The sequence below is a fragment of the Mariniflexile jejuense genome, from assembly GCF_042675665.1.
Classification (GTDB): Bacteria; Bacteroidota; Bacteroidia; order Flavobacteriales; family Flavobacteriaceae; genus Mariniflexile; species Mariniflexile jejuense.
Genome location: NZ_JBHTJI010000001.1, coordinates 1,708,039 through 1,721,138 on the forward strand (window position 1 = coordinate 1,708,039; position 13,100 = coordinate 1,721,138).

At 32.2% G+C, this 13,100-nt stretch carries 9 protein-coding genes and 1 tRNA gene; 2 read left to right on the top strand and 8 right to left on the bottom strand.

The annotated features are described in order from the left end of the window. Positions 1-26: 26 nt before the first annotated feature. Positions 27-1,265 (bottom strand): type IX secretion system outer membrane channel protein PorV, encoded by a 1,239-nt coding sequence (porV, locus tag ACFQ1R_RS07555; RefSeq protein WP_379925530.1) that lies wholly within the window; start codon positions 1,263-1,265, stop codon positions 27-29. Between the two features lie 34 nt (positions 1,266-1,299). Then, positions 1,300-5,184: a type IX secretion system sortase PorU gene (gene porU, locus ACFQ1R_RS07560; protein ID WP_379925531.1), complete on the bottom strand. Its 3,885-nt coding sequence runs from the start codon at positions 5,182-5,184 to the stop codon at positions 1,300-1,302. Between the two features lie 263 nt (positions 5,185-5,447). Between porU and gldJ the strand changes: the two genes are divergently transcribed. Together gldJ and ACFQ1R_RS07570 are read left to right on the top strand one after the other, a co-directional pair. Then, positions 5,448-7,136, top strand: a complete 1,689-nt coding sequence (gene gldJ, locus ACFQ1R_RS07565) for a gliding motility lipoprotein GldJ (protein ID WP_379925532.1) — start codon at positions 5,448-5,450, stop codon at positions 7,134-7,136. A gap of 86 nt (positions 7,137-7,222) precedes the next feature. Beyond that, positions 7,223-8,500, top strand: coding sequence for a UDP-N-acetylmuramoyl-tripeptide--D-alanyl-D-alanine ligase (locus tag ACFQ1R_RS07570; RefSeq protein WP_379925533.1), 1,278 nt, complete (start codon positions 7,223-7,225; stop codon positions 8,498-8,500). Positions 8,501-8,703: 203 nt separating this feature from the next. On the opposite strand, the gene ACFQ1R_RS07575 is transcribed toward ACFQ1R_RS07570, so the two are convergent. The 6 genes from ACFQ1R_RS07575 to ACFQ1R_RS07600 all read right to left on the bottom strand — a co-directional run bounded on the left by ACFQ1R_RS07575 (position 8,704) and on the right by ACFQ1R_RS07600 (position 12,974). Further along, entirely contained in the window at positions 8,704-9,474 is a 771-nt protein-coding gene (locus ACFQ1R_RS07575; RefSeq protein WP_379925534.1) for a LuxR C-terminal-related transcriptional regulator, read from the bottom strand. A 127-nt stretch (positions 9,475-9,601) separates the two neighbouring features. Continuing rightward, positions 9,602-9,676, bottom strand: a tRNA-Val gene (locus tag ACFQ1R_RS07580). A 62-nt stretch (positions 9,677-9,738) separates the two neighbouring features. After that, entirely contained in the window at positions 9,739-10,956 is a 1,218-nt protein-coding gene (locus ACFQ1R_RS07585; RefSeq protein WP_379925535.1) for a bifunctional folylpolyglutamate synthase/dihydrofolate synthase, read from the bottom strand. A 3-nt stretch (positions 10,957-10,959) separates the two neighbouring features. Beyond that, on the bottom strand, positions 10,960-11,805 hold the full coding sequence (locus ACFQ1R_RS07590) for an energy transducer TonB (protein ID WP_379925536.1): 846 nt from the start codon (positions 11,803-11,805) through the stop codon (positions 10,960-10,962). A 65-nt stretch (positions 11,806-11,870) separates the two neighbouring features. Next, positions 11,871-12,263, bottom strand: a complete 393-nt coding sequence (locus ACFQ1R_RS07595) for an ExbD/TolR family protein (protein ID WP_379925537.1) — start codon at positions 12,261-12,263, stop codon at positions 11,871-11,873. Between the two features lie 3 nt (positions 12,264-12,266). Then, complete coding sequence (locus ACFQ1R_RS07600) at positions 12,267-12,974, bottom strand: MotA/TolQ/ExbB proton channel family protein (RefSeq protein ID WP_379925538.1); 708 nt, start codon at positions 12,972-12,974, stop codon at positions 12,267-12,269. Positions 12,975-13,100: the final 126 nt, after the last annotated feature.

Here is a 13,100-nt window from a genome sequence, read left to right on the forward strand (position 1 = left end):
TTTTTGTATTAATAAATAATGTTATTCTAATATTCTCTATACTCTCCTGCGCCTATATTAAAGGTAAGTGAGAAACGCAACGTGTTTTCTAACGGGCTTTGTACTTTTGCTGCAGAAAATAAATATGACAAATCTATATTAACTACATTCGCTTTAAAACCTGCGCCTAATGCTAAAAATTTTCTAGCACCTTTTTCTTCACTTTCGTTGAAATAACCTGCTCTAAAAGCAAACGAATCTTGATACACATATTCTGCACCTAACGACCAAGTGAACTCTTTCAACTCTTCACTGAAACCATCTGGCGCATCGTTAAATGATTGAAAAATACCTGATAAGAAATTGACATCTTGAGATTTTCCTTTGTAAATTACATCTTCTTGAACTAATGTTCCTTTTGTATCAACATCTTCATCATACCTACCATTACTGTTATTATCAGTATAATTATACTCATCACCTAATTGTGGCGGTGTTGGCACTAATAATTTGGCAACTTCGGCAGTTACACAAACTTTGTTGTATTGATCAAATATAAAATCGAAACCTGCACCTAAACGTAAATTGGTTGGTTGAAAATTTTCTTCACCACCTTGATCGTATTTAAATTTAGGTCCTATATTTTGAAGTGCAAAACCCATTCTCCAACGCCCATTAAAATCGGCATACGCTTCTTCTTCACTTTGATAATACCCTGAAATATCAACACCAAAAGTATTTGCTGCGGCAGCATCACCATCAGTAAAACCACCTAATCTTAAATCTGAACGCAAATAACGCATAGCTACCGACATAGCAAATTGATTGGATAAACGTAATGCATAAGAGACATCAAGCGTTAATTCATTTGGTCTTAATATTAAAGCATCAGATAGTTCATTATCTCTAAACTCAATATCACCAATAGAAAAATACCTGAAACTTGCTGCAAATGCACTTTTTTCATCTAAACGGTTAAAATAAGTAACGTTTCCTAAAAAGATATCGTTAACTAATTTGCTTAAGTATGGCGTGTAACTTACTGCTACACCTGATTTGGTTTCGGAAAATGCATATTTTGATGAGTTCCATTGTTGTGAAAAGGCGTCTACAGATGTTGCAACACCCATATCGCCCATAGATGCTGCACGAGCATCTGAAGCAATTAGAACAAATGGTATTCCTGTTGTAATAACTCTTCTATCATCATTAGGGATTATTGTTGTTTGAGCTGTCACTTTAAAAACAAAAGCAAAAGCTATTAATAGCATTAGTTGATTCTTCATGAAATAATTTTTATTTAACAAATATAAATCTTTATTAGAGTATTACAAGTTTCTCTATCTTTTCTACCTTTTTATTTAAGAGTTCTGACTGAACGGTAAGTTTATAAATATAGACTCCTTTTCCTATTTTATCGCCAAAATCGTCTCTACCATCCCAAACAATATCTCTGGATAATGAACTTGTTGTAACCAAGCCTCCTGTGGTTTGCCCATTTAATGTTTTAACCAACTTACCCGAAACAGTGAATATCTGTATAGAAACGTTTAAAGGTGCAGAACTATTGTGATTAAACCAAAATTCTGTATAGTTTACAAACGGATTTGGATAATTTAAAACGTTGTTTATTACCAAAACTTCATCTTTATCGTACACAATAAATTGAATTTCAGCAATTGATGAATTGTTATACACATCCCATGCTTTTAGCGTTAAGGTATGAAGCCCTGGTGCTAAATCTCTAAACGGAAAGCTTACTACTCCTTTTTTATAGTCATCAACTTCGGTTTGGTAGTAATCGTTTAAAATAAAAGGATTTGTTTCATCGCCATCTAAAATAGCTACAATATCATGACCAATACCACTGGCTGTATTAATGCCATTTAAGTCTTCTAACTTTGCTAGTAATGTAGGTGATTCATTTGTGATACCTCCAGAAACAAAGTTCTCATCGTTCATGTACAATGTAATAACTGGACCAATATTATCTTCTTCTGCATTATTATTTAAACCACCAATTCTTACTGTATTAACACTTGCTCCTGTTTGATCTTCTAATGAAGCATCACTTTTTGAGTAGAAACTTACTTTACCAAAACCTACGGGAATACTAATATCTTTTGGCACAACAAAATCGAACTCGAACAAACCATTTTTTACTGATGCTTGTCCTCTAAAAATAATTTCGCCTAAAGTTTTAAAATTTAGTTTTACTACTTGATCATTTAGCCTTGTTCCATCGTTTGCTAAGGTTTCTCTGTCTATATCTTTATCGTAAATGGTTACCGATAATTTGCCGTTATAGTTGGTAAGCAGGTTTCCTGATAAGTCGGTTACCTCGCCTGCTAGTTTTACATAACCTAATGCTTTTAAGGTATCGGTTGATTGTGCTATAGGAACATCATTAATTTTTGTTAATTGAATATTTGGCTTAGGAAAAGCTAATTTCATGGCAGGATCACCTATGAAGAATATCAATTTATTTTGACTTTGACTTGCTATAGCTGGATTGTTTTTTGTTAACCGCAAAGCTTCGGCCATTGATGGGTATTCATAATTTGAATAAGTATCATCATTACTATACGAAAATAAATATTGCCCTAATAAATTATTAAAAGTTATAGCAAAACTTACAAATATTTGTCTGGTTGTTGTTATTAAACCTATAGCACCAGCTTGTTTATTCCAATAAGTAAATTCACCAGCGGTTTCTCTATACGGATTATCAAATTTTGTAAACTCGCATGTTACAGTAACAAAACAATTAAATTTATAAAAGTTACGAAGAGCTTCAATATCTGGTTTTAAAAAAATACGTTCTTGTGCTAAACCATCTTCACCTCCATGTCCAAAATAATTAACTACTAAAGCTCCGTTATTAATACTATTAACAAGTTCTGTTGACACTTGTGGATAGCGATTTCCACCTGCAGACGTTTCTTGTTTGTAAGCATCCGTATGTATTTTAATCACATTCATAAATGGCTTATTTTGAGTTACCAAATTACCAACATTATCAGTAGTCTCTTGTAAAATACCTTCCCAATCTTGATCTACATCATCAGATACAACTACAAAATTATTTCGCCAACTACCAAAAGATTCTTTATTGTAATACAATTCAATTTTATCAACCAATTCTTTGGCGCGTTGTGGTGTATCTGCCAAAATTCTACCAACAGCAATATCTAATTTATCGTTAAATCCCATAGTGCCTTCATTGGTATCCATCATACCATAAAAATCATCAGACACAAAAGAACTTGTTAAATTAAAACTACTATAAGAATGCCATGACGGCACAATGTTGGTATTGTTAGGAATTCTATTTTTATAATCAAACGAACCATCTCCAAACAAGCACAAATACTTTATTTTTTTATCGGGTGAACTTGCATTATCGTAAACGTATTTTACTAAATTTCTAATTGCACCTACGTCTTGATTTCCTGTACTAAATTCGTTATAGATTTCATTTAATCCATAAACTTTCACATTCAAATTGTATTGCGTTCTATTTATTTGTGCTAAACGTTCAGCTTGAATAAGCATATTATCTGGCGCAACAATAATATAGTCTACATCTTGAAATTGTCCTTGGCTATTTAAAAACACCGTTCCTTTTATATTTTGGTTGCTAATTGATGTTTTTGAATCGTACTTGGGCTCAAAATAATCTTGAGGTGTTACAGCTACATAGTTTTTTAACACACCCATATTTGCTGTAAAACTTAAGTTTGCTGAAGCATTAGAATTTAGTGTGTTTGATACATTATAAATATCGGTTACATCCCAAATTTCTGAAACTTGCGATGCATTACTTATAATATACTGCCCAATACCAGATGCTGATGCTACAGCACTATTTTTAAACTGAAATTGTTTTTTATTGAAGTTTAAAGCTCGGGTTGCTTCAATGGAAATATAATCTAAATATCCCAACGCACTTGGATTACCTAGCTTATTATAATTTAAGCCTACCACAATTTTAGAACTATTAACAGATACAGTATTGTTATATGCAGATTCTCCTGCTAAATTAGGACTTGACGCACCTGAAATTGTTAAATTGGTTATTGATGTGCCATTAACAAGCAATTGCATAGAAGTTGATGTAGATGAAGCCGCAGCAACATAAACCTTTAACCTAACCGGAATAGTTGTAACCAAATCGGGAAAATCAAAAGTAAATGTTTTATTTGTAGTTACATCAAACCTATTTCCAAACCAGCGTCTACCCAAAAAAGCAATATTATAATCGTCAATTTCGTGAAACTTATAATCTTCATAAGTAGTAATTGTCATGTCAATTGGTCCGCTTGGTTGCGCAAAATTTTGAATACGTTTTCCGTTACCAGAACCAACATTTATATAATAATAGGTTTTATCGGTATAACAATTAATATTAGTATTACTTTCAACATTATAGCCTTTTGGTCCTTCAGCATAAAACAAAATATAATCGTCGTTATTAAAAACACCATCTTCTTCACCTACAAACTTAATAGCATTTTCTTCAACATCAAAAGGATAAGGAACTGCATTGGAATATGGAATCATTCGTCCACCATTTCCGTACAATTTAATAGTTCTTGGGTCAACATTATTTACTTTAACACCTAAACGCTGTAAAAAACTTTTTGATAATTTAAATACACCTGTTGTATCAACATAAAATCGATACCATTCACCTGTACTTAACACCGAATTTGAAACCGCTGCTGTTTTACTTGCTTTTGTTGTTGATGAAATTCTATTACCATTAACACCCGTAGTATAATTAATTTCAAACGATGTAACTTTTTTATACAAGCCATTAGCATCTTTAATAATAGGCGACAATTTAAACACAGCAAATTGCTTATCTCTTGCAATTGAATTTTTTAAACTAAATTTTAATTGTGAAGGAATGGTAGTAACATCTAAATCTTTAAGATCGTTTTGAGTTATTGATGTATACGAAACATTACTTATGGTTACAGATTGTTCATTTATTATTGAAGAAGATGACCATTCGGCTACAAACAGCAAACCTTCTTCAAAAGAAAAAGAAAAATTCTCTTTATTAAACGACGGAATTTCTAAAGTATATGTTCCCGCAGAAACCTTTTGAGAAGATTCCCAATTAATGTTGAATTTTTGTTGTTGCGCAAACACAACCGCACAACTAAAATATAGTAAAAGTAAAATTTTCTCTTTCATTGCTTAAATAACGTTATTAAAGTCGTGTTATTATTAAAAAAATAACAAATTTAAAAACTGAAGCAAAAATACAATAATAAATTAGTTAATTACACGTTAATACAACACAAATCAACGGTGTAAAACAGTAAAAACATCGATGTAATAACTAAAAAATAGGGTGAAATACACTTTTTTTTGGTTAAAATGCAAAAAATAGCTTGCAGTGTTCGGTTTAATTCTTATATTGCACCACCAAAAATATTATTAGCTTACTTAAACGTATGGATATGAAAAAAGTATTAGCCTTCAAGGTTTTATTAGTTTTAGCACTAGCAGTGGCTGTAACTGGTTGTAAAAAATCTTCGAGTTCAAAAAATAGTTCTAGAGCTACCGGATGGGATATTAACTCCAGAGAAGGTGGTTTTCAGTACAATACAGACTTTAAAGAACAGGAAACTTCACCAGGATTGGTATTTGTTGAAGGAGGAACTTTCACCAAAGGTCGTGTTCAAGATGATGTTATGCACGATTGGAATAATACACCAAACCAACAACACGTACAGTCTTTTTACATGGACGAAACAGAAGTTACCAACGCTATGTACATGGAATACCTAGATTGGATTAAACGTGTTTATCCACCATCTGATGAAAATTTCAGAGCAATTTATCACGGTGCTTTACCAGACACTTTAGTTTGGAGAAACCGTTTAGGTTACAATGAAGTAATGACAGAAAATTACTTACGTCACCCAGGTTACGGCGAATACCCTGTAGTTGGTGTAAGCTGGATTCAAGCTGTTGAATTTGCAAATTGGAGATCAGACCGTGTTAATGAGTACAACTTAGAAAAAGCAGGTTATTTAAAACGTGATTCAAAAATTACTGATGTAAATGCTGAATCTACATTTAATACAGATACCTATGTTAATGCGCCAACACTAACTTATGGTGGAAACGAAGAAATAATTAACGCTGAAGGTAGAAATAAAAGATTTGTTAGAACAGATGCTGATGGCAATGAATCTAACATTTACGCAACCAGAGAAACTGGTCTTATTACTCCTAAGTACAGGCTACCAACTGAAACAGAATGGGAATATGCTGCATTAGGATTAAGCGAAATAAGAAGCTACAACTTATATAGAGGTCGTAAAAAATATCCATGGGATGGTCAATACACTCGTAATGGTTCTCGTAAATATAGAGGTGATCAATTAGCAAACTTCAAACAAGGTAAAGGTGATTACGGCGGAATTGCAGGATGGTCTGACGATGGTGCTGATATTACTAACGCCGTTAAGTCATACGAACCAAACGATTTTGGTTTATACGATATGGCAGGAAACGTAGCTGAATGGGTTGCCGATGTTTACAGACCTATTGTTGATGATGAATTTAACGATTTCAACTATTACCGTGGAAACGTTTATACAAAAAATGCTATTAATGAAGATGGTACTGTAAAAATAGTAACAGCAGATGCTATTGTTTACGATACATTACCAAACGGAAAAATAATAGCAAGAAACTTACCAGGTGAAATTCTGCAAGTTCCAGTTGACGAAAACGAAACATATTTACGTACAAACTTCGATAAAAGCAATCAAATAAACTTTAGAGATGGTGACAAACAATCGTCTCGCCGATTTGAAAGCTTCAATGAAGATGAAACTAATGGTAAAAAAGATGAAACTAGTAAAATGTACAATTCTCCAAAAAACATTATAACTAGAGATTCTACAGGAAAATTAGTAAGACAATACGATAAATCTAACAATAGAACGTCGTTAATAAATGATGAAGTTAGAGTTTACAAAGGTGGTTCATGGAAAGATAGAGAGTATTGGTTAGATCCTGCTCAAAGACGTTACTTCCCACAAGATATGGCTACCGATTATATTGGATTTAGATGCGCAATGTCTCGTGTTGGCTCAAAATCTAAAGCAAAACACAAAACCAAAAGTTAATATTATTCAAAATATTTAAAAAAAGTCCTAGCAGTTGTTAGGACTTTTTTTATTACATTTAATTTTAAAATCTAATACCTTTTCTTTTGAAAATTGAACAACTTCACAAACTTTTCTTAGAATGCAACTCGGTTTGCACAGACACAAGAAAGCTAAAAGTAAACGACATGTTTTTCGCCTTAAAAGGGGAAAATTTTAACGGAAACACCTATGCTGAACAAGCACTAAATAATGGCGCAAAATATAGCATTATTGATGAAGAAGCATTTAACACAAAAGAACAAACCATTTTAGTGAATAATGTACTTGAAACGCTTCAAGAATTAGCAGCATTTCATCGAACATTTTTAAATATTCCAATTATAGCATTAACTGGTAGTAACGGAAAAACAACTACAAAAGAACTTATTAACGCTACACTATCTCAAAAATACAAAACCACAGCTACTATAGGCAATTTAAATAATCATATTGGTGTTCCATTAACACTACTTTCAATGACTAAAAACACTGAAATTGGCATTGTAGAAATGGGTGCAAATCACCAAAAAGAAATAGAATTTTTATGTAGCATAGCAAAACCTGATTATGGCTATATTACCAATTTTGGAAAAGCCCATTTAGAAGGTTTTGGCAGTGTTGAAGGTGTAATAAAAGGCAAAACCGAACTATACAACTTTCTTATAGAAAACAAGAAAACCATATTTGTTAATGGCAATGATGCTATTCAAATAGAAAAAAGCAAACAAGCTAACACGTTTTCGTTTGGAAACGATGATAAATTTAACATTCAAATTGTATTTATTGAAGCGCATCCAAATGTAAAAGTTAGCTACAACAATTTAACCATTGAAAGTCATTTAATTGGCGAATATAACTTCTACAACATTGCCGCAGCTATAACTATTGGAAACTATTTTAAGGTTGACGACTCTGCTATAAAAAAAGCTATTGAAAACTACATACCAAATAACAACCGTTCGCAAGTATTAACAAAAGGCACTAACAACATTATACTAGACGCTTACAATGCCAACCCAACTAGCATGCAAGCAGCATTATTGAGTTTTGAAAAGCTAAATAACTCTTCTAAAGTGGCATTTTTGGGTGATATGTTTGAATTGGGAAAAGATGCTGAGTTAGAACACCAAAATATTGTGAATTTAATTAAAACACTTCATTTTAAAGCCATTTTGATAGGTGAAAACTTTAATAAAACTAAAAATAGTTCATCTAAAATAGGCATTTTTAAAACCTTTGATGACTTTAAAAGCAGCTTTGACTTTTCCAAAGTTGAGAATGCTACATTACTAATTAAAGGCTCGAGAGGAATGGCTATGGAACGTATTTTAGAATTAATATAATTTAAAACAAAAAAGCACCCATTTAAAAAAACAGGTACTTTTTATTTAATTCTCCCTAAGAACTAATTAATAGAACTCAAATTTCCATTATTAATATGTAGTATCCAATACTCAAATTGAGTATTCAAGTTATTTTTTCGACAAAGTACTTACTTAATCTTTAAGCTTTAAAAATTGTAGTATTATTAAACAAAAAAAATAACTTATATAATACTTGTATTCATTTTAAGTATGCCTTTAAGCTCACCAGTTGAAGAAATATTAAGTTTTTTAAGAATATTACGTCTGTGCGTATCAACAGTATTAGGACTTATATTTAATTTTTCGGCAATAGTTTTGCTAGAATAATTTAAAACAAGCAATCTTATAATATCACGTTCTCTATTACTAACAACATCTGATAACAATTTTTGCGAAAAGTTGTTAAAATACATGGTTTCATATTCATTATTTTCATTTAAAAACTTTGCAGAAGCACAAATTTCCATCTTTATTCTAGAATCTAATACCGTGTAATGAGCCAAACCTATTATGGGTTTTGCATTAGCATCAAACTCAATAGGTGTTGTATTTTGAATAATATTCACATAATCATCAGCTGCATTTTTTATTCTATAATTCCAGGTATAACTCATTCTACTTCTATCTTCTAGTGGTATTTCTGTTAAAGTGAAATTCATTAGTTCATTTAAAGCTTGTAACCAAAGTTCAACATCATCAGGATGCATTCTGCTCCAAAAATAGCGCATGCCTTGTGTTGTAAACAAATCTTTATTCAACCCTATACATGATGTCATGTTTTTGCTTATGTATTCAAATGTCAAATCTTTAGTATTCGTAATGCAAAAAAAGGTAGAACTATAAGGCAAGTAAGCATCTAACTCCATTATTTTTTGAACATGCTCTTCAAGCGAAGGATGGTCATAGGTTTTAAAAACTTCTTTATAAATGCCTTTTATATCACTAATTTCCATACATAAACAATTCTAAATACAATAGAAAATTAAGTGAATATACTCTTTTATAAAAAATTAGGCAAATTGTGAAAGCAAAAGCTATAAAACAAAAAATCCTAAAGCTTTCACTTTAGGATTTTTTTTGTGGGCAATGAGGGATTCGAACCCCCGACCCCCTCGGTGTAAACGAGGTGCTCTGAACCAACTGAGCTAATTGCCCTTGTTATCGGTGTGCAAATATAAGCTAGATTTTCAATCTGCAAAAACTTTTTTCAAAAAAAATTAAATTATTTCTGCTACCACAAAAGTACTGCCACCAATAAAGATAAAATCGGTTAAAGACGCTTTATTTAATGCGCTTTTATACGCCTCATTAACAGAATTATAAGCTTCACCAATCAAGCCAAAACCGTTCAACACTTTTTTAAGTTCGTTAGCATCTAAACCTCGTGGAATATCTGGTTTACAGAAATAATATGTCGCTTTTTTAGGCAATAAATCTATTATGGATGTTAAATCTTTATCATTTACAACTCCAAAAACGATGTGTAAGTTGTCAAAAACCTCATTTGAAAGCTGTTTCATCACATAACTCAACCCATCTCTATTATGACCTGTATCGCATACTACTTTTGGATTGGTTTGTAGTGTTTGCCAACGCCCCATTAAACCCGTATTTTTCACAACTTGTAACAAACCTTTTTTAATGTTTTCTTCTGAAATATTAAAACCTTTATTTTGAAGTTCCTTAATGCTTTGTATAACGGTAAGCATGTTTTTAGATTGATAAATACCTGTTAAATCTGAAGTATATGTTTTTGTTTTTTCTTTATCTGCAAATACAATTTTTGAATTATTCTTTTTAGCTAATTCCCTAAAAACTGGTGTTGTTTCTTTTTGCGTTTCACCAATTACTACAGGAATATTTGGTTTTATAATACCTCCTTTTTCATAAGCAATCGCTTCTAATGTATTCCCTAAGAATTGCATATGATCGAACCCTATATTGGTTATAACAGATACTTCTGGTATAATAATATTTGTAGAATCTAACCTTCCACCCATACCAACTTCAATAACCGCAATATCTACCTTTTGTTTTGAAAAATAATTGAAAGCCATACCTACTGTCATTTCAAAAAACGACAAGCTATTCTCTTCAAAAAACAACTTATGGCGCTTTATAAAGCCGGTTACAAACTGTTTACCTATAACTTTGCCGTTAATTTTTATACGCTCTCTAAAGTCTTTTAAATGTGGTGATGTGTATAAACCAACTTTATATCCTGCTTCCTGTAAAATGGATGCTAACATATGGCTTGTTGAACCTTTACCATTTGTTCCTGCAACATGAATGGTTTTAAAACGTTTTTCGGGATGATTTAAATGAGCCGCAAACTTTATGGTATTTGACAAATCTTTTCGGAAGGCCGATTGCCCTTGCCGTTGATACATTGGTAGTTGTGCAAACATCCAATCTAGTGTATCTTGATACGTCATAAGTTAATTGCCTGATGTAAAATTTATACTAACCTTACCAAATTGCCTACTAGGAGCATTTGAATCAGATGGCCATTTATATGAGAGAGCAATCTTTTTTGCAACTTCTTTTAAACAAACACTTAAATTTGTTGAACCTTTTGTTCCTGCTGTAGCTTCAATTACATTTCCATTTTGGTTAACAACTATATTTACAACAACCAATCCATATTCGTTTTCACATCCTTCGTAAATTTGGTATCTCGGTTTTCCCCTACCGTTTAAACCATAGCCCATCCCTCCTGCACCCGATCCTGGTATACCACCATATGGCGCATATGGGTTACCATCCAACTGCCCTTTGTCTCCTGCCTTATTATCATCACCTTCACCTCCTGTTGCAGTACCTTCAGACTTACTAACGCCTCCAATTAAAGCATCTAGCTTTTTCTTTTTTTCTTCTAACTCACGCTTTTCTTTAGCGATACGTTCGGCTTCGGCTTTAGCTTTAGCATCGGCTATAGCTTTTTCTTTAGCTTCAATTGCTTTTTGTTTTTTTATAGCTATTTCTTCAGCATTATCTGCAGTTAAAACCTCTTCTTTTGTTTCGGCAGCTTTTGTAGGTTGGGGTTTTGTAACTTCTGGTTCTGCAGGACGATTTATATCTAATGGTTCAGATTTTATGGGTTTTAAGGGTTGCACATCGCCTGAACCAAACTCGGATGTGCCAAAATTTACTTCCATGCCGTATTCTTCTGGTGGATCCATATATGTAGTACCAACAACAAAGAGTAACAACAATATAATTACAGATATTAACGCTGTTATTACTGCTGATTTTCTTTCGTGTGGTGTTTCCAAATACTTCATGGGTACAAAATAATTTTTAAATTGGTACTGACCAAAATCGTGCCATGTTCCGCGAAAGCGTTATACTAATTTGGTTTTACAGCTAATATGACTTTAAATTTGTTTCTATTAGCTATATCCATAACCTTCACAACGTTTTCTACAGGTACCGATTTTTCGGCACGTAGAACAATGGTTGGTTTTTCTTCTGAAGACAAAACTGCTAATAATTCGGATTCTAAAACACTTTCACCTACACGACGTTGATCTATGTAATAGGTTAAATCTTCCTTTATACTTACTGCAATAGATTTTTTGTTTTCGGTTTTCCCACTAGCTTTTGGCAATAAAATATCAATAGCGTTTGTGGTTACCAAGGTTGATGCTAGCATGAAGAATATCAATAACAGAAACACAATATCTGTCATGGATGCCATACTAAACTCTGGCGTAATTTTATTTCTTCCTTTTAAATTCATGTGTTATGAAGGTTCATTTAAATGATCTAGAAACTCTAATGAATTAGCTTCCATTTGATACACCACTTTATCGGTTTTTACTACTAAATGGTTATACGCCATATAGCCAACAATACCAACAATTAAACCTGCAACAGTTGTTGTCATAGCCGTATATAAACCGTCGGCAAGTAATTTGATATCTATTTGACCTCCAGAATTTGCAATTTCGAAAATGGATAAAATCATACCAATTACAGTTCCTAAAAATCCAATCATTGGTGCTGCACCAGAAATAGTTGCTAGAATACTTACGTTTTTTTCTAAACCATAAACTTCTAACCTACCTGCATTTTCAATGGCAGTATTAATATCGGCCAAAGGTTTTCCAATTCTTGAAATGCCTTTTCCAATTAATCGTGATACAGGTGAATTTACTTGCGCGCATAATATTTGAGCTGAATCAATTTTACCATGCGATACATGGTCTTTTATTTGATTCATGAAATTACTATCTACTTTTGAAGCTGCTTTTATTGCAAATAAACGCTCAAAATAAATATAAATAGCACCTACTAACATTAAAAAAAGTAGTGCAATAATAACTTGTCCAGCTATACCGCCACTACTAATTAATTCGATTATAGAAAGTGATTTTTCAACAGGTTGCGCTGTATCTGTAAGAACCTCTGCGCCTTCTTGTGTTGTAGTTTGTAATAATATATTTAACATATAATATGTGTTTCTTGAAGTTTAAAACGCTAATTTTTGTATAAAATTATACTAAAAAAATAAGGTATGGGTAATTTAGTGTGTTTTTTAATAAATTTTAACCCTTTCATCGTATGAAACGCTGAA